This is a genomic window from Aeromonas sp. NJAU223 (assembly GCF_051125555.1).
GTDB classification, from domain to species: domain Bacteria; phylum Pseudomonadota; class Gammaproteobacteria; order Enterobacterales; family Aeromonadaceae; genus Aeromonas; species Aeromonas veronii_G.
Window position 1 is genome coordinate 1,580,775 of sequence record NZ_CP144204.1, and the last position, 18,746, is coordinate 1,599,520.

Sequence of the window (18,746 nt, forward strand, 5' to 3'; positions counted from 1 at the left end):
CCCTTATCCTGTACTCCTTGCACCGCCGTCGCGGTGATTCAATCCGGGATGACATCCATGTACCTCTTCGCGCCCCTCTCCAAGCCCCGCATTCTTCCATTGCTTGCCCTGTCGTTGGCCGTGTTGCTGGGGGGCTGCGGCCCTGAACCGGCGGAGCCCAAGGCGGGATCCACTCCGATGGCGGGCACGGAAGAGCCCGGCGCACCTGAACACATCAGCCAGGCCAGTGCGCGGCAATACCGGAATGCCCCGGCGCTGGCCCTGGTCTTCTCCGGCCCGCTCCCGCCAAGGCGCAGCTGGCAGAGCTGGCTTGGGGTGACGGAAGGGGGCAAGCAGGTGCAGGGGGAGTGGATCCTGGCCGAGGATGGTCGCACCCTCTACTTCCCGAGTGTCAAACCCGACACGGCCTATGAGGTGAGTCTCAAGGCGGGGCTGGGGCCCAGAGCCCAGCACTGGACCCTCAAGACCCGGCCGCTGGAGGCGGGGGCCTCCTTTACCGCCAGCGGCATGGTGTTGCCGCTGCGCCAGGAGCTGCGCCTGCCCATCAGCGCGGTCAACGTGGATGAGGTCAATATCGACTTCTTCAGGATTGATGCGGACTATCTGCCCCGATTCCTGGCGCAGTACAGACCCGGCGCCGGCATGGGCAACTGGGATCTGGAGCAGGTCAGTGCGCGGGCCAAGCGGGTGTTCAGCGGCCGCTATGCCCTCGCGCTCGATCCCAACCGCCGCGAGACCCGCCTCATCAACGTGAAGGAGCCGCAACTGGCCGAGGCCGGGGTCTATTTTGCGGTCATGTCCCCCCTTGGCGATTACCACTGGCGCAAGGAAACCACCTATTTCGCGGTGAGCGACATGGGCCTCAGCGCCCGCCGCTATCCGGATCAGCTGGAGGTGTTCGTCAGCTCCCTGGCCAGCGCCTCACCCCTCAAGGACGTACAACTCTCCCTGCTCGACGAGAAGGGCAACCGGCTGCAGGTGCAGCGCTCGGATGCCGAGGGCCATCGCCGCTTCGAGCAGGTGCAAGGTGCCCGCTTGCTGCTGGCGGAGCAAGGCAAGCATCTGGCAGTGCTGCGCCTCGACGGCGCGGCGCTGGATCTCTCCGCCTTCGATCTGGGTACCCAGCCCTGGCAGGCGCAGCAGCTTTATCTGTTCAGCGGACGGGATCTCTATCGCCCCGGTGAGCGGCTCGACAGCGAGATCCTGCTCAAGGGGCAAGATGGTCAGTTGCTGCCCGGCATGGCGGTGGAGCTGGAGGTGAAGCAACCGGATGGGCAGTTGCTTGAGCAGCGGCGGCTGTTGCCGGACAACCTGGGGGCGGCGGGCTACAGCCTGCGATTGCCACAGGATGCCCCCCTGGGTCGCTGGACCATCCAGCTGAAAACCGCCGCCGGCAGTCGCTTCGAGTGGCCCTTCCTGGTGGAGGAGTTCCTGCCGGAGCGGCTGAAACTCCAGCTTGGCACCGGGCCTGACGGGGAGCTGCTCGGCGATGTCGAAGCGCTCTCGCTGTCTCTCAAGGGGGATTATCTCTACGGCGCCCCCGCCAGCGGCACCAAGGCCAAGGCGGAGGTGACCATCAGCCGTGCCCTCATGCCCTTCGGCCAGTGGCAGGGATTCACCCTGGGAGACGTGCGGCTGCAGGATGAGGAGAAAGAACCCGAGCCCCTTTCCCTGACGCTGGATGAGCGAGGGGAGGGGATCGTGTCCCTTGTCGATCAGCTCGACGACGTCAAGGCGCTGGGTCCGCTTCAGGTGGCATTCCGGGTCTCCCTCTCCGAGCCCGGTGGCCGGGCGGTGAATCGCAGTCGCACCCAATACGGTTGGCCGGCGGGCAGCCAGTGGCCCGCCCTCAAGGCGGACTTCGTGGCCGACAGGGTGGAAGGGGGCAGGCCCCTGCCGTTCCAGATCCTCAACCTGGATGGACAGGGGCAGCCGGTGGCGGGGGTGGTGAAGGTACGCCTCATCAACGAATACCGCGACTACTACTGGCACTATTCGGGGGGCGAGGGCTGGAAGTATGAATACAATCCCCAGCCCTACCTCGAGCAGGAACTGACCCTGCCACTGGATGGCAAGGGGCCGACGCCCCTGAGCCTGCCGCTGGCAACCGGTTGGTATCGCCTGGAGGTGGAAAACAGCCAGGGCCATGTCTCCAGCCTGCGCCTCGAGATCGGCAGTTACGCCTGGAGCGGCGGCGGAGAACAGGCCCGCCCCGACAAGATAGCCATCAGCCTCGACAAGCGGGCCTATCAGGCCGGTGACAGCGCCAGGGTGACGCTGGCGGCGCCGCGCGCCGGCAAGGGGTTGCTGATGGTGGAGGATGGCGATGGCCTGCGCTGGTGGCAACGCATCGAGCTGCACGCCCAGGAGGGGGACGCGACCACGGGTCGAGGGGAGTTCGAGATCCCCATCCGTCCCGAGTGGCAGCGCCACGACTTGCACATCTCGGCCCAGATTGCGGCCCCGGATGGTGACGCAGTGCCGAGCCCGGCGCAGGTGCAGAGCCTGCGCTCGGTCGGTCTGGTGCCCCTGACCCTGGACAGGGAAGCGCGTCGTTTGCCGCTGACCCTGAGTGCGCCGGACAAGGCGGTGCCCCTGACTCGCCTCGAGGTGAGCGCGAGCTCCACCCCCAACAGCCGGGGGCGGGTGGTACTGGCGGCCGTGGACCGGGGCGTGCTCAATATCAGCGACTATAAACCCCTCGACCCGTTCGAGATTTTCTTCGGTCGCAAGCGCTTCGCCCAGGACCTGTTCGATAACTACGGCCAGGTGATCCCCCCTCAGGACGGCAAGCTGGCGCGCCTCAACTATGGCGGTGATGCCCCGGCCCTCAAGAAGGGGGGCGCCCTGGAGAGCCGGGTCGAGGTGGCGGCGCTCTGGAGTGGCGAGGTGAGCTTCGATGAGAGCGGCAAGGCGGTCATCCCGCTGGATTTGCCGAACTTCAACGGCGAGCTGGCGCTGATGGCGCTGGCCTGGAACGAGCTGCAGGTCGGTCAGGCGGAACGTGCCGTCAAGGTGGTCTCCCCCCTGGTGGCCGAGATAGGCTGGCCGCGCTTCGGCGCCCGCGGGGACGAGACCCGCGCTCTGGTGCAGTTGCGCAACATGAGCGGCAGCGATCAATCTCTCTCCCTGGACTGGACCCTGAGTGGTGGCCTGCAGGCAGGGAGCGAGCTGCCCGCTACCCTTGCGCTCAAGAATGGCGAGGAGCGCTGGCTCACCCTGCCCCTCACCGTCACGGGGTCGAGCGGGGTCGCGCGTCTGGCGCTGGCTGCCAGCGGCGAGGGCTTTGCCATGAGTCGCGACTGGTCCCTGCCCCTGCGATCCCCCTGGCCGGCCCAGACCCGCCAGCGTTACCAGATGCTGACCCCCGGTCAGCAGATGAGCTTCGCCCCGGACGAGCTGGCAGGGCTTGATAGCACCAACCTGCAGGGGCTGCTGAGCCTCTCGGGTACCCCGCCCTGGGATCCGGCAGCCCAGTGGCAGGCTCTGGCCGATTATCCCTATGCCTGTCTGGAGCAGACCTTGTCGCGCGCCTGGCCCTATGAGCTCACCACGGCCGCCGAGCGGGAGGCCTGGTCCAGGCCTCTGCCCAAGCCCGCCAAGGCGCAGAGTGAGACCGAGGTGCCGCGGGCCCTGATGCAGCGACTGCAACGGTTGCAACTGCCAAGCGGCGGCTTCGGTCTCTGGGATGGTCGATCCGATGAGGAGCAGTGGCTCACCGCCTACGCCGCCGACTACCTGCTGACCCGCAAGGAGGCTGGTGAGTCGGTGCCTGAGGCCATGCTCAATCAAGCCTTGAACCGCCTGCAAAGCTATCTCACCGATAGCCAGTATGGCGAACGCTGGAGCAGTGCTCCCGAGCACAGCCGCTTGGCCTATCAGGCCTACAGCGCTTATGTGCTGGCACGGGTGGGCAAGGCGCCGCTCTCCACCCTGCGCCTCATCTGGGAGCAGCAGGCCGATCACGCCCGCTCCGGCCTGCCGTTGCTGCATCTCTCCCTGGCCCTGTCCGCCATGGGGGATCAGCAAGGCGGCGCCGAGGCTCTGAACCGGGCACTGGCGACCGAGCGGGGGGATGATTATCTCGCGGATTATGGCTCCCCCTTGCGGGATGGGGCGTTGACGCTCGCCCTGCTGCGCCAGCACAAGCTGGCGCCGGATAGCTGGAGCGGGTTGAGCGCCAGGCTGGCCGACACCCTGGCCCACCGCCAATGGCTCAGTACCCAGGAGCGCCTCGCCCTGTTGCGCCTGGCCCAGGTCGACCCCGCCGTCGACTGGCAGGCCAGGATGGTGAGTGCCAGTGGCGAGCGCTCGCTCTCTGGCCACGCGAGCCAGCAGCTCGGCGCCCCCGAGGCGCTGACGATGAGCACAGTGGGCAACGAAGGGCAGGGTTCTCTCTATGTGCAGCGCACCCTCATCGGTTACCCCGAACAAGCCCCCAGCCGCGTGAGCCAGGGGATGAGCGTGACCCGCAGCTGGTTCAACGGGGATGGCAAACAGCTCGATCCCGCCAAGGTGCGGGTCGGCGATCTGGTGGTGGTACGGCTGAACGTATCGAGCGAACAGGCGGTGCCCGACGCCCTGCTGGTGGAGATGCTGCCGGCGGGCTTCGAGCTGGAAAACCCGACTCTTGGCAACAGCATCAAGCTCGAGGAGTTGCGGATCGACGGCAAGCCCGCCTGGCAGAGCGACTGGAATGACTACTTGAAGCATCAGGAGTTCAGGGATGATCGCTACACAGCAGCCCTGGACTTGAGCGAGGGGAGCAACCAGCAGCTGGTCTATCTGATGCGGGCGGTGACCCCGGGGCATTATCAGGTGCCGCCAACCCAGGTGGAGGATATGTATCGTCCGGAGATCCGGGCGGTGGGGCAGGATATCCACGAGGTGACCATCTCTGAGTAGGGCTCCCATGCAAGACGAGGTGCGTCCGGCCGGTTGGTGGCAGCGCGCCCGCCGGCAGCTTGGCGGGGGTTGGCGGGGGCTCTCCCGCCAGCTGCGCCGACTGCCGTTGTGGCTGCGTCTGCTGGGGGCGGGGTTCGCGCTGTTGTGCCTGCTGCTGGTGGCGCTGGACAGACTGTTCCCGCCGCCGCCGCTCGATCCTGCCTACGCGCGGGTGGTGCTCGACAATCAGGGCAAGCCCCTGCGGGCCTTCGCCGATACCAGCGGGGTCTGGCGTTATCCGGTCACCCTGTCGCAAGTCTCCCCCCGCTACATAGAGGCGCTGCTCGGCTATGAGGATCGCCACTTCTGGTGGCACCCAGGGGTCAACCCCGTCGCCATGGCGCGAGGGGTCTGGCAGTGGATCTACTATGGCCGGGCGGTCTCCGGTGGCTCTACCCTCACCATGCAGGTGGCGCGCCTCATCGAGCCCTACCATCGCAGCGTGCCGGGCAAGTTGCGCCAGATGGCGCGGGCGCTGCAACTGGAGTGGCACTACGACAAACGCACCCTGCTCACCGTCTATCTCAACCGGGCTCCCTTTGGCGGCAACCTGGAGGGGGTGCAGGCGGCGAGCTTCGCCTATCTCGGCAAGAGTGCGGCCAAGCTCACCCATGCAGAGGCCGCGCTGCTGGCGGTGCTGCCCCAGGCCCCCAGTCGTTACCGGCCCGACCGGCATCCCGAGCGGGCACGGGCTGCCCGCGACAAGGTGATGCAACGTCTGGTCTCGCAGGGAACCTGGGCGCCATCGGTCTGGGAGCAGGGACGCATCGAACCCGTGCTGGCCCGGGGCCACTTCACTCCCATGGAGGCGCCGCTGTTTGCTCGCCTCGCCGCCAGCAGCCAGCCGGGGGCCCTGGTGCACACCACCATAGACGGCAACCTGCAGCGCTGGCTGGAAGGGCGGGTGGAGAGCTATATCCGCCGCTTCCCCGAGCAGACCTCGGCGGCCCTCTTGCTGGTGGACAACGCCACCATGGCGGTGCGCGCCTACGTGGGCAGCGCCGAGTATGGCAACCTGAGGCGTCACGGTTACCTCGACATGGTGCAGGCCATTCGCTCCCCCGGCTCTACCCTCAAACCCTTCATCTATGGTCTGGCGCTGGACGCGGGCCTGGTGCATTCGGCCTCCCTGCTGGCTGACGCCCCCCGTCTGGGCTCGGACTACAGACCCGCCAACTTCACCGGCGCCTTCCAGGGGCCGGTGACCCTGACCCAGGCGTTGCAGCAGTCTCTCAACGTGCCGGCGGTGCAGGTGCTGGAGGCGCTGGGGCCGGACAGCTTGGTCAACCGACTGGACAACGCCGGAGTGCGGCTCGCGCTCTCGGACAAGCCCAACCCCGCCATCGCGCTCGGGGCGGCGGGTATCCGGCTGGAGCAGCTGGTGGCACTCTACAGCGCCCTCAGTCGTCAGGGTCAGGTGGCGATGCCGGTCTGGCTCTCGGGGCAGCAGGCGGTGTCCCGCCCCCTGCTGAGTCCCGGGGCTGCCTGGATCATCTGGCATATCCTGAGTGCCCAGGGGAGGGCGGATCAGCCCTTCACCAGCGAGGCGACCGGCCGGGTCAATCGCCTGGCCTGGAAGACGGGCACCAGCTATGGCTATCGGGACAGCTGGGCGCTGGGGGTTTCCGGCCGCTGGACTCTCGGCGTCTGGATCGGGCGCCCCGATGGCACCCCCTTGCCGGGCTTCTACGGTCAGAGCGCCGCTATCCCCCTGCTGCTCTCTGTTTACTCCAGGCTCGGGGACGACAGCCCCGTGCCGGTGCAACCCAATACGGTGAGCGAGGCCGATGTCTGCTGGCCACTCGGGCGGCGAGCGAGCATCACCCTGACCGAAACCTGCCTGCAACATCAAAGCGCCTGGCTGCTGGATGAGCGGGATCCGCCCACCCTGCCGGATCCCATGGATTGGCCGTCACCCCTTCGCAAGGTGGCCCTGACCGCGCAGGGCAAGCCGACCCAGGCCCGCTGCCGTGATGCCGATGACGTTGCCTGGCGGGCGCTCTGGCCCCTCTCTCTCGAACCCTGGCGCCCACCGTCGGAGCGGCGTCGGGCGCTCCTGGCCAGCGGCTGCGAGGGGGAAAGCCGGGGGGCGGATCAGCAGGCCCCCATCCGGATCGTGGCGCTGGGGGAGGGGAACCTCATCCGCAGCCAGCGTTATCGGCTGCAGCCCAGGGTGCTTGGCGGCATCGGCAAGGCGTACTGGTTCTTGAATGGCGAGCGGCTTCGCTGGGACGGGGATCAGGTGTTGAGCGCGGCAGGGCGCTATCAGCTGGTAGTGGTTGATGAGGCAGGGAATAGCGATCGCATCGAGTTTCGACTGGAAAACCCCTCCTAAACAGGATGGGGTACTTTTTAACTCCATTTCAATGCGACAAAATATTGACGTCATTCACCCCGGATGACCGATCGACGGTGAAAGGGCAGGCCCTGAAAGCCTCAGGGCTTGACCTGTCCCAGCCGGGTGAAGAAGTGTTGGCTCTTGCGCTGGTGGAAGTGGCTCTTCTTGATGGAGTGGAAGACGAGAGTGCTATCCGGGTGACTCGCCCTGAGGCGGTGGATCATCGCCATGGCCGGCAAGCCGGTACTGACGAGGGTGGTGAGCGGCAGACGCCGGGTATCGGGTCCCAGCAGCAGGTTGAGCCCTTGCTGGGCCTGCTCGAACCGGGTCAGCACTGCGGAGTCGGCATAACCGCTGCCGAGCATGGCGAGCAGGGCATCGAGGGCCTGATGGAACTCGGCCAGCTGCTGGCGAAAGCCGCTGCGCCCACGCAGGGCAACAAGCTCGGCAAAGGAGATGTCGGCGAGGTGAGTGGGTACTTGCAACGGGATCTCGAGGTGGAAGCAGTCCTGGCCGCCGCGATGGTGGTAGCGGGATTCGAGCAGGTGCAACAGGCGGTCGAGGTAGTCGTGATCCGTGATGAGGACGCCCTCATTGGCGAGCGCCCACTCACGGGCGAGGCGCATGGAGAGCAGGTTGGCAAAGCGCCGTGCCATGCGTATGCCTCCGTCGTCCCGGGTGGCGAAGCCGTGGGCAAGGCAAAAGCCGTGCAGCCGCTCAAGCCCTGCCTGAGACGGGCAGAAACAGTCGTGATTGGCGCCCTGGCGCCAGCGCGTGATCAGCTCCTTGTTGCCGAACACCTTGTGGCGCACGAAGTCCGGGGCGATAAGGCCGGCGATCTGGGTTTCAATCTGGGGGCTGATGGCGGAGAAGAAGTCGGCGCTCGGCCGCTCGGCCAGCAGATCCGTCTGTTGGCGCAGGGTGTCCAGCAGGGCGGTGAGGCCGCTTTTCTCGCTGACGGTGAAGACGAAGGCGAGCCGCTCCAGATAGAGCAGGGCAAACTTGAGCCAGAGTTCATCCCGCACTTCCATGCCGGGGTAGTAGATGTAGGTCTTCATCACGCCTATCTGTTGTATGTTGTTGGGGTTGCCAGACCGCAGGCAGAGGAATATACGCAACATGGCCGGTCGGCGGCAAACATTGTGTGGGGAAATGGGCGGGATATGCGGGGGAGTGCTCAGCCTGTAGGCGCTGGCCGCAAACTTCTGATATAATCCGCGCCCTTAAATCGAGGCCACCCGAGTCATTATCATGAAGTTCATTATCAAGCTGTTCCCGGAAATCACCATCAAGAGCAAGTCGGTTCGCCAGCGCTTCATCAAGATCCTGCAGGGCAACATCCGCAACGTCCTGCGACGCTTCGACGACGACGCCCGGGTGCGGATGGACTGGGACAAGCTGATCGTGAGCTCCCGCAATGACCAGTTCCGCGAGCAGACCATAGCGGCGCTGGCCTGCATTCCCGGCATCCAGGCCTTCCTCGAGGTGCAGGCGAGCAAGTTCACCGACCTGCACGACATCTTCGAGCAGGTGAAAGGGGTCTGGGGTGAACAGCTCAAGGAGAAGACCTTCTGCGTGCGTGCCAAGCGTCATGGCAAACACGAGTTTTCCTCCCTCGAAGTGGAGCGCTACGTCGGGGGTGGCCTCAACCAGCACTGCGAGAGCGCCGGTGTGCGCCTGAAGAACCCGGATGTGAAGATCAACCTGGAGATCGACGGCGAGGAGCTGTTCATCGTCAGCGCCATCCACCAGGGGCTGAGCGGCATGCCCATTGCCACCCAGGAAGATGTGCTGAGCCTCATCTCCGGCGGCTTTGACTCCGGGGTTGCCTCCTTCCAGTTCATCAAGCGTGGTTGCCGCGTCCACTACTGCTTCTTCAACCTCGGCGGCGCCGCCCACGAGATCGGGGTCAAGCAGGTGGCCTATCACCTGTGGAACCGCTTCGGTTCTTCCCACCGGGTGCGTTTCACCGCGGTGGACTTCGAGCCCGTGGTGGCGGAGATCCTCGAGAAGGTAGACAACGGTCAGATGGGGGTGGTGCTCAAGCGGATGATGATGCGTGCCGCCGCCAAGGTGGCCGACGAGTTCCAGATCCCCGCGCTGGTGACCGGCGAGTGCGTGGGCCAGGTCTCCAGCCAGACCCTGACCAATCTCAACGTCATCGATCGGGTGACCGACAAGGTGATCCTGCGCCCGCTCATCACCTGGGACAAGCCGGACATCATCAGCGAGGCGCGCCGCATCGGCACTTTGGAGTTCGCCGAGACCATGCCGGAGTACTGCGGCGTCATCTCCAAGAAGCCGACGGTGAAGGCGGATCTGGCCCGCATCGAGGCCGAAGAGGGCAACTTCGACTTCGCCATCCTGGACAAGGTGGTGAGCGAGGCTCGCTACCTCGACATCCGCCGCATCGGCGAAGAGACCGCGGCCCAGGTGCAGGAAGTGGAGATGACCCAGGAGCTGGCCGCCGGCGAGGTCATCCTGGACATCCGCTCCAATGACGAGCACGACGACAAACCGCTGGTGGTGGAAGGACGCGAGGTGCTGCACATCCCCTTCTTCAAGCTGGCGACCGCCTTCGGGGATCTGCCCAAAGAGCAGACCTATCTGCTCTATTGTGACCGCGGCGTGATGAGCAAGCTGCAGGCGCTCTATCTCAAGGAGCAGGGCTTTGACAATGTGAAGGTCTATCGCCCCTGAGTGAGCACGCGCTTACCATAAAAAATCCGGCCATGTGCCGGATTTTTTATGGTCGTCTGCCGAGCCCTAGGGGGTGATGGTCGACTCGGGGCAGGGGACAGGGGTGAAGGTCTCCTGACCGAGACAACGCCAGCCCATCTGGGCCTGACGCATCTGCCAGAGATTGTCACGGCGAAACAGGGTCAGGATGTAGATCATGTCGCTCTTGTGGCCATCGAGGGCGACCGAGAGGACCAGATCCTTGTCCAGCTGCTGGGCATGGATGCGACTTGGCATGTTCTCGTGGCCCACAAAGCGCCGCGCCACTTCACGGTAGTCATTGACCCAGCTCTGCTGACTGCTGCTGGCCTGGCGGATCTGCTGGTTGAACTGCTGCACCGGGGTCGATGCCAGGCGCCCGAACAGGGCCTGTGCGCCAGCATTGGCCGCCACCATCATCAGTATCAGGGTGGTCATGAACCCAAGTTTTTGCATGAGATAGTCCGGATTGAAACGACCCCTTTATGACAACAGAAAAGCGGGCTTGGTTCAATCTTGCACCGGCGGGGGTGAGATCTCCCGCGCCGGTGCGTGTCAGTTGCGTTGCAACGAGAAGGTGGGCAGTGACAGGTGCCAGTAAATGGCCGCCACCCGCAGACCGAAGACGGCCGTCATGCAGATGAGCATGGCGGTCACCCTGTCCATGTCGATTTCCAGGGCCAGGGTGTAGAGGATGCCGCCGAGAATGCAGGCGGTGGCATAGATCTCTTTTTGCAGAACCATGGGCACTTCCCGGGCCAGTACGTCCCGGATCATGCCACCGGCCACCCCTGTCATGGTGCCCATGAGCACGGCGATCAATCCTGATGTACCGAAGTTAAGCGCCTTCTGGGCCCCGATCACGGTGAACAGGGCCAATCCGAAGGCGTCCGCCACCGGCAGCACATACCAGGGCATGCGCCTTGGCAGCTTGACCATCCACATACCGATCAATGCCGTGGCGATGACCACCCAGATATAGAGGGGGTCGCGCACCCAGAATACCGGGGTGGCGCCCAGGATCATGTCGCGGATTGTGCCGCCGCCGATGGCGGTGACCGCCGCCAATACCATGACACCGAAACCATCCATTCGCAGGCGACCTGCGACCAGGACCCCGGAGAACGCGAATACTGCAGTACCAAACATGTCGCTGATATAAACAATCTGCTCAACTAGCGTCTGCATGGGGAACAACTCAGGTCTGATCAATGATGGGGCGGCGATTTTAGGGGCAAGGTGGGCAGACGAGCAATACTGGCGTGCAAAAGTGGGAGCCAGACCAAGTTTCCGGCGACTTGCGGCCTTGCCGGGCAAGCGCGATGGCTGCCTCCAACCCAGGGGTTGGTGGCGGGAGACATCGTCTTTGAGCGTTGCATGAGGAAAAAATGCCAACATTTTTCTCAAGACTCGGAAAGAGGGGCCGATATATAGGTCAGGCGGCGATAACAGCTCCAAAGGCTGTAAAAAAACACTAAAGCATCATCAAAACGCGCCGTTAACCTAAACATATCAGGCACAGAAAAAATAAAGCCTGAGTGAATTAAAGATAAAATTTAATAGCTTAGGAGAAAAGTTATGAGCCTGTATATCAATACCAACGTGTCATCGCTCAACGCTCAGCGTAACATGATGAACAGCACCAAATCTCTGGATACCTCCTACACCCGTTTGGCCTCCGGCCTGCGCATTAATACTGCCAAGGACGATGCGGCGGGTCTGCAGATTTCCAACCGCCTGACCTCCCAGATCAACGGTCTGGATCAGGGCAACCGCAACGCCAACGACGGCATCTCCGTAGCCCAGACCGCTGAAGGGGCCATGGACGAAGTCACTTCCATGCTGCAACGGATGCGTACGTTGGCCCAGCAGTCAGCAAACGGCTCCAACAACTCTGACGACCGTACTGCGCTCCAACAGGAGTACAGCCAACTGATGACAGAGATTGATCGCGTCGCCAAAGACACCACCTTCGGTGGGCAGAATCTGCTTAACGGCGGTTATGTGGGCTCCTTCCAGGTGGGGGCCGATGCAGGTCAAACCATTACCTTCAGAATGACCACCGCCTTTACCATGGATGGTATTGCGTCGGCAACCAAAGGCAGCGCCACCGTGGCGACCGGGACCGGGAAAGAGCCGTATGCAGTGAGCAAGGCGGCAGGGACTGCCGTCACGGCCGCAGATGTGAAGACCATCTCGCAAGCAAGCAGTGCCCAACTGGCGATGGCCAACCTGGACTTCATGATCCAGGCGGTGGATAGCAAGCGTGCCGAGCTGGGTGCCGTGCAAAACCGCTTTGATTCCACCATTCGCAACCAGTCCAACATTTCGGAAAACGTGACCGCCGCGCGCTCCCGGATCCGTGATGCAGACTTTGCGGTCGAAACCGCCAACATGACCAAGCAGAATATTCTGCAACAGGCGGCTTCCAGCATACTGTCACAAGCCAACCAGCGTCCGCAGTCAGCACTCTCTCTGCTGCAAGGCTAAACCACAGGATTTTAGAAAAAAGAAAAGGGCGGTTGTTCAGGCCGCCCTGGTAAGAAAGATGGAACAATGGGGTGTTCGGATTTACGCCTTGTTCTATCGAAAGAGAGATTTTCTTACTTGGTATACCCCTCGAGTGTTGCGCAGATCGTTCACTCTGTCATCCTCGAGGTTATTCTCCTGAGCGTAAGCTCTTCTTTGGCCGACTTGATGTCGGCCTTTTTTATGGGCGCCGGAAAACCGGCGACATATAGATTCAAGCATTTCTTATGCCAATCTTTCATCTAGTACTGCCCTTCTGTGTCAGGAACGTTGTTCTCCTATGATGCCTACTTGGTTGCTTGATGATGCATTGCGAGTGCTGGCGGTTGATGCTTGCCTCTTTGTTGACGAATGCGGCAATAAATTTCCTAAAGCTTCCGATGAGGCTGCCGTTACAGAGTGTGAAGCAAATTGAGGGGTGTTCGGAAAACCAACATTTGCGCAACTGCGGGTCCTGTGTCCGTTCAAACAGAGGACCCGCCAGATGGCACAGTCCGTTCAAACTGTCCATCTGAACGGTGGGATCCTGACTGTATCGACAGCAGAGCCCGCAGTTTCTTGTTCATCAGGAGAGATCTTTTATGGCTATGTATATCAATACCAACACATCATCATTGAACGCCCAGCGTAACTTGATGAACACCAATAAATCGTTGGATACCTCTTACACCCGTCTGGCGTCCGGTCTGCGCATCAACACGGCAAAAGACGATGCGGCGGGTCTGCAGATCTCCAACCGCTTGACCTCCCAGGTCAACGGTCTGGACCAGGGCAACCGTAACGCCAACGACGGTATCTCCGTCGCCCAGACCGCTGAAGGTGCCATGGATGAAGTGACTTCCATGCTGCAACGTATGCGTACCCTGGCCCAGCAATCTGCCAACGGCTCTAACAACTCCGATGACCGTACCGCACTGCAGCAGGAATACGACCAACTGACCACGGAGATCGATCGTATCTCCAGCGATACCACTTTCGGTGGCCAGAAGCTGCTCGATGGTAGCTACAAAGGGTCCTTCCAGGTGGGTGCCGATGCCGGTCAGACCATCACCTTCAAGATGACCTCCGCTTTCACCATCAGCGGTATTGCCTCTGCTACCAAGGGCAGTGCCACCGTCGCGACAGGGACAGGGAAAGAGCCCTACAGTGTGACCAATGGAAGCGGTCCTGTAGATGTTGCGAATATGAATTCCATTACCACGGCCAGTGCTGCGCAATCTGCCATGGCCAATCTGGACTTCATGATCCAGGCCGTGGATAGCAAGCGTGCCGAGCTGGGTGCGGTCCAGAACCGTTTTGACTCGACTATCCGCAACCAGTCCAACGTCTCAGAAAACCTGAGCGCAGCCCGTTCACGTATTCGCGATGCGGACTTTGCGACTGAAACGGCCAACATGACCAAGCAAAATATCCTGCAACAGGCGGCTTCCAGCATCCTGGCTCAGGCCAACCAGCGTCCACAATCAGCCCTGTCTCTGCTCGGCTAAAGCCACCAGCCTGACAGGCTAATTGAAATGGGAGAGAAAAGATGACAACAGAACTGGGCAACTTGTCATCTGCCAGTGGCTCTTCCGTACAGCTAAGTGACAAGAGCGGCCAAGTGGCCGCTCAATTGCTTTCTGGCGGAGTGGAAGATGCCGGCATTGCGCATCAAGGCAAGCAGGGGTCAAAGGAGTTGACACCTTCGATGAAGCAGAGCCAGGCAGATATCGAGAAACAGGTACAGAACTTGCAGGAGTTCAGCCAGTTACAAGGATGGACGGTCAACTTCAGCGTGGAGAAAGAGCTTGGTCAGGTGGTGATCAAGGTCATGGATGCTGAGACGAAGTCAATGATCCGTCAGATCCCCAGTGAAGAGTTGATTGCCATCAACAAGCGGATCCAAGCTTTACGCCAAGGAGAGGCCGGAGCCAATCCCAGGAGAGGTTTGCTGTTTGATAGCGAGATATGAACCGGTCATCGTGAATGAGGAGGCAAGACAATGGCAACGATAACGTCGGCAGGGGCCGGGTCTAATATCGATCTGGAGAGTGTGATCAGCGCGAGTCTGAATGCGAGGAAAGCTCAGCTTCAGCAACCAATCACCACCAAGAAAACCAATGCTCAGATCACTCTGTCTGGTGTGGGTCAGCTGAAATCGGCCATTGCTGCCTATGTCACCACACTCAAAGACATGGCCAAGACGGATGCGTTCAACAAGCGTGCCGTCAACATCACCCAGGACAAGGACAACCCGATCCTCAAGGTGGAGAGCAAGGCTGGTTCCTCCAATGGTCAGTACAATATCACCGTCAATAAACTGGCAACGACCAGTAAGTTTGAAGGGACCTTTGACAGCTCCACTGACCCCTTGATCACCGAAGATGGCACCATGACCTTCAAGGCCGGGGACAAGACCTTCTCCGTGGATGTCAAAGCCGGTGACTCGTTGCAGAGCGTGCGCAAGAAGATCAACAACCATGGTGATAACTTCGGTCTGACCGCCAACATCATCAATACCTCGGATGGCAAGGCCAAGCTGGTGATGGATTCTGGTGTGAGCGGTACCGGCAAGGATCTTCAGATCAGTGGCAACACGACCGGCCTGAGCAACTTCGCCTCCTCTTTGACCCAAACCCAGGACGCGGGCAGCGCCGAGATCAATGTCGATGGCAGCACGCTGACCAGTGATACCAACACCTTCGATGGCACCATCATGGGTTTGAAGGTCACAGTGCTGCGTGAGTCAGATAAAGAGACGGATGGTTCCAAAAAATCCAACAAGGTAGATGTATCGACCGATAAAGATGGCATCAAAGCCATGGTCAAGAGCTTTATCGATGGCTATAACAGCTTGGTGAGCAAGACAGAAGCCTTGGGCAAGCGTAATACCATGGTGGCTGGTCAGAGCAAAGACGATGGGGGCGCTCTCGCTGGTGACTCGGTCACTCGCAGTGTGACCAACCTGATGAGCAATACCATCATCTCTCCTTCTGATAATTCGAGCACCTTCTCCACTATTTTCCAGCTTGGTGTGAAGATGGACAACAAGGGGGTCCTCTCCCTGGATAGTGAGAAGTTCGATGAGGCGTTGGACAAAAACTTTGAGCAGGTCGTCGCCATCTTTGGTGGTGAAAATGGTGTGGCGGGAAAAATGGCTACAGCTCTGGAGGGCTATTCCAAGACCGGCGGTTTACTGGCCCAGCGAGAAGACTCTCTTAATGCAGATCTACGTACGCTAGCCCAAAAAGAAGCGGATGCCTCTGCTCAACTGGTGAAGTATGAAGCCAACCTGCGTGCTCGCTATGGTGGGCTGGACACCCTGCTTGCCAAGATGAATCAGTCGGCCTCTTATCTGAGCCTCATTAATACATCCGGCTCTTCATCTTCCTGATTTATCTCCATCACGATCCCGAATGAGGGGAGTTGTCATGTATCGCAAGAATATCAAAGCCTATACCACTCAAAGTCTGCAAGCCGAGATGGCGGTCGCGGATCCTCATCGTGTCATCCAGTTGATGATGCAAGGTTGTGTCGAGCGTATCGCCCAGTCGAAAGGGGCGATAGAGCGCAAGGATTTTGAAGGGAAATCGGTTGCCATCTCCAAATGCATGGCACTTATCAATGGCCTGCAAGATGCCTTGGATCTCTCCTATGGCAAGGTGCCGGAAGATCTGTTTGCACTCTATGACTACATGAAACAGCGTCTGCAGGATGCCAGCCGCAGCATGGATACGACGCCACTGGACGAAGTCGGTCAGCTGATGTTGACCATCAAGAGTGGCTGGGATGCAATCCCAGCGGAAGAACGTGCGCAGGCACTTGCCCGTCAACAATCAGAGAAGGTCGAGTGATGCCTACCGAGCTGGCAGAACTTCATGCCTTGGGGGAGAGGATCCGGACCATGCTGACAGTCAGCCCCCCCAGCGATGTCGAGGCCTTGATGGATACTTATCTCTCAGGGCTGGATGAACATTTCAGCGATGCGAAACCTCATGCTTTGCAGCATGAAGGACGGCAAGTGCTGCTGCAGTTTAAAGACTTGCTGGCTCTGGTCGAAAGAGAAAGAAGCCAAATAGAAACCGAGCTGTTGAGTCTGTCAAAGGCAGGACGAGCGACCGAGTTGTACAAGAAACACGCAGGATAACGACTGATGGATATCACACAGAAGATTGGCGAAATAGAAGCAGAGCTTTCTCGGTTGAGCCAGCAGCATGAACAAGAAGCGGCGATGGTCCAGATGTTGCCACTGCGCTTTCAAAACAACATGGAAGCCTTCAAGAAATACATGCCAGATATTCATGATTTTTTCGTGGATTATCAGCCGGTGCGTCCATTTCGCTTCTTCTGCAATGAAAATGGCATTCCCAATCTTCTGTGGCTGGATACTGAAATAGCACTCTATGGTGAAGACCCCTTCGCCGATGCACAACTCCAAATCAATGAAGTGCTCGAACAGAGTACGTTGCAGTGTATTGACTTCGCCCCGCAGTGGTATTTTGACGATCAAATTCATATCAAGTACAACAATGAAATTTCAAAGCTAAAGCAGAAATCCAGCCAGGGCAGTCCACTACTCAAAGATGCCTTGAGCACGGATATTCCTTTGTCATTGATGTATGGTGTAGGACTCGGTTATCAACTGGGTTATCTTTACGAGCGATGCAAGATAAGGAATCTGTTTGCTTTTGAGCCAGACCTTGACCTGTTCTATGCCTCGCTGTTCTGTTTTGATTGGCATGCATTGCTGATATATATGGAGCAAGAGTCTCTGACTCTGCATCTATTCATCGGTGTTGACGAGAAGTTATTAGCTGCAGACATGATGGAGGCCTTGCATCGCAAGGGCGCTTTTTGGTCAGCCGCATACTTCTCTTTCCGTCACTACCATTCCCCCAAGTTGGATGCCCTTATTCAGCAAGTCGAAAATGAATTTTACTTGCTCAGAACCGGTTGGGGATTTTTCGATGACAATGTGTACGCATTAGCCCACAGCCATACACACCTGCAAGACGGAACCCCATTCTTGAAGCGGGACCGAGACACCAGGCTGGCTGCGACATTGCCGGTCTTTGTGGTAGGCAATGGTCCTTCACTGGATCAAAGTATCGATTTTATTCGGCAACATCAGCATCAGGCCATCATTATTGCCTGCGGTACGGCAGTGAGTGCTCTCTATAAGGCTGATATCAAGCCTGATATTTATGTTGCCGTCGAACGCACCAAAAGTTCGGCCGATTTTCTGCGAATATTGAATGCAGATGACTTCATCAAAGATTGTGTTTTTCTGAGTGTCGATGTCATTCATCCTGAGTGCAAGGAATTCTTCCGTAAAACAGGGATGGCATTCAAGCCCAATGAACCCATGTATAAAATATTGTCCACGCGTTTTGGATCAAAGTTTGAGTACGAAGCTATTCAGTACTCCAATCCTTTCGTAGGAAATACGGGGGTGAATTATGCCGCGCTGTTAGGATTCAAGGAAGTATATCTATTTGGTATCGATAATGGATATAAATCGGCGGACAAACACCATTCCAAACTAAGCCTTTATTACAATGAAAAACAAGAGGCAAAGTACCAACAGAACCTGAAAGACACCTTCCCTGCTCGGGCCAATTTTGGCGGAGAGGTTCGTATAAACCATCTGTTCGGACTGGCAATCCATAATATGGAGCAGGTGCTAGCGACTCACCCTGATGTAAATTGTATCAATAGTAGTGATGGGGCTTATATCAAGGGGGCTTCTCCCCGCCGTGTCGAGGCATTGATACCGAACTGGTTTGATATTGACAAGCGGGCCGTCGTTGATGAGATCCTGACTAATTGTTTCCAGTCATTTGATGTTACCAGCATCGATTTCCAGGCTGCCATCAACGTACCGCTGTTTCATGAGATCATCGAGAAATTGCGCCATGACTGGCAGAATGTGGATCGTGAACACAATACCATTCAACTGATGATGCAACGACACCACGATTATCTGCTTTATCTCCTGATGAGCAATGAGGGGCATCTGTATCGGGTTCTGATTGGATCACTGAACTACTTCTACGCCAATATCATCAGCTTGATGCTTGCCGAGATGAATAGTGATGCGACTGCACTTAGCGAAAAACTGGATGTCGCCATTGGCATACTGGAGCAGTTTTTTGACGATGCGAAGAGCATCTACGCCGATGCACTAGAGCGGCATGATACCGCTTATTTTGTGGGGCTGAACGTATTCAAATAGAGT

The 18,746-nt window shown here is 59.5% G+C and carries 13 protein-coding genes; 10 read left to right on the top strand and 3 right to left on the bottom strand.

Translation table 11 applies throughout. The features are described from left to right. The first annotated feature begins 57 nt into the window (after nucleotides 1-57). A complete protein-coding gene (locus tag VZC39_RS07400; protein ID WP_434667113.1) occupies nucleotides 58-4,905 on the top strand; it encodes an alpha-2-macroglobulin family protein in 4,848 nt (1,615 codons plus the stop codon). Between the two features lie 7 nt (nucleotides 4,906-4,912). Continuing rightward, nucleotides 4,913-7,279 carry a penicillin-binding protein 1C gene (gene pbpC, locus VZC39_RS07405; RefSeq protein ID WP_434667116.1) on the top strand — a complete coding sequence of 789 codons (2,367 nt, stop codon included), beginning with the start codon at nucleotides 4,913-4,915 and terminating at the stop codon, nucleotides 7,277-7,279. Between the two features lie 101 nt (nucleotides 7,280-7,380). Here pbpC and VZC39_RS07410 read toward each other — a convergent pair whose 3' ends face one another. Further along, the gene (locus VZC39_RS07410) at nucleotides 7,381-8,340 is read right to left on the bottom strand and encodes a hypothetical protein (RefSeq protein ID WP_434668400.1); all 960 of its coding nucleotides are present in this window, start codon (nucleotides 8,338-8,340) and stop codon (nucleotides 7,381-7,383) included. A 193-nt stretch (nucleotides 8,341-8,533) separates the two neighbouring features. On the opposite strand from VZC39_RS07410, the gene thiI reads away from it, so the two are divergent. Continuing rightward, nucleotides 8,534-9,982 (top strand): tRNA uracil 4-sulfurtransferase ThiI, encoded by a 1,449-nt coding sequence (thiI, locus tag VZC39_RS07415; RefSeq protein WP_349921757.1) that lies wholly within the window; start codon nucleotides 8,534-8,536, stop codon nucleotides 9,980-9,982. 66 nt (nucleotides 9,983-10,048) lie between these two features. Here the strand turns inward: thiI and VZC39_RS07420 are convergent, their stop codons facing one another. Both VZC39_RS07420 and VZC39_RS07425 read right to left on the bottom strand, forming a co-directional pair. Beyond that, entirely contained in the window at nucleotides 10,049-10,456 is a 408-nt protein-coding gene (locus tag VZC39_RS07420) for a hypothetical protein (RefSeq protein ID WP_349921759.1), read from the bottom strand. A 99-nt stretch (nucleotides 10,457-10,555) separates the two neighbouring features. After that, nucleotides 10,556-11,188, bottom strand: coding sequence for a trimeric intracellular cation channel family protein (locus VZC39_RS07425; protein WP_349921761.1), 633 nt, complete (start codon nucleotides 11,186-11,188; stop codon nucleotides 10,556-10,558). 390 nt (nucleotides 11,189-11,578) lie between these two features. On the opposite strand from VZC39_RS07425, the gene flaA reads away from it, so the two are divergent. From flaA to VZC39_RS07460, 7 genes are all read left to right on the top strand, one after another. Beyond that, a complete protein-coding gene (gene flaA / locus VZC39_RS07430; protein ID WP_349921762.1) occupies nucleotides 11,579-12,490 on the top strand; it encodes a flagellin A in 912 nt (303 codons plus the stop codon). A gap of 620 nt (nucleotides 12,491-13,110) precedes the next feature. Further along, nucleotides 13,111-14,016 (top strand): flagellin B, encoded by a 906-nt coding sequence (flaB, locus tag VZC39_RS07435; protein ID WP_349921763.1) that lies wholly within the window; start codon nucleotides 13,111-13,113, stop codon nucleotides 14,014-14,016. A gap of 41 nt (nucleotides 14,017-14,057) precedes the next feature. After that, entirely contained in the window at nucleotides 14,058-14,480 is a 423-nt protein-coding gene (locus VZC39_RS07440; protein ID WP_349921764.1) for a flagellar protein FlaG, read from the top strand. A 30-nt stretch (nucleotides 14,481-14,510) separates the two neighbouring features. After that, nucleotides 14,511-15,902: a flagellar filament capping protein FliD gene (gene fliD, locus VZC39_RS07445; RefSeq protein ID WP_349921765.1), complete on the top strand. Its 1,392-nt coding sequence runs from the start codon at nucleotides 14,511-14,513 to the stop codon at nucleotides 15,900-15,902. 37 nt (nucleotides 15,903-15,939) lie between these two features. Further along, the gene (fliS, locus tag VZC39_RS07450) at nucleotides 15,940-16,362 is read left to right on the top strand and encodes a flagellar export chaperone FliS (RefSeq protein WP_349921766.1); all 423 of its coding nucleotides are present in this window, start codon (nucleotides 15,940-15,942) and stop codon (nucleotides 16,360-16,362) included. Between the two features lie 50 nt (nucleotides 16,363-16,412). Further along, on the top strand, nucleotides 16,413-16,655 hold the full coding sequence (locus VZC39_RS07455) for a hypothetical protein (RefSeq protein WP_349921767.1): 243 nt from the start codon (nucleotides 16,413-16,415) through the stop codon (nucleotides 16,653-16,655). 6 nt (nucleotides 16,656-16,661) lie between these two features. Next, nucleotides 16,662-18,743, top strand: coding sequence for a motility associated factor glycosyltransferase family protein (locus VZC39_RS07460; protein WP_434667125.1), 2,082 nt, complete (start codon nucleotides 16,662-16,664; stop codon nucleotides 18,741-18,743). Nucleotides 18,744-18,746 lie beyond the last annotated feature (3 nt).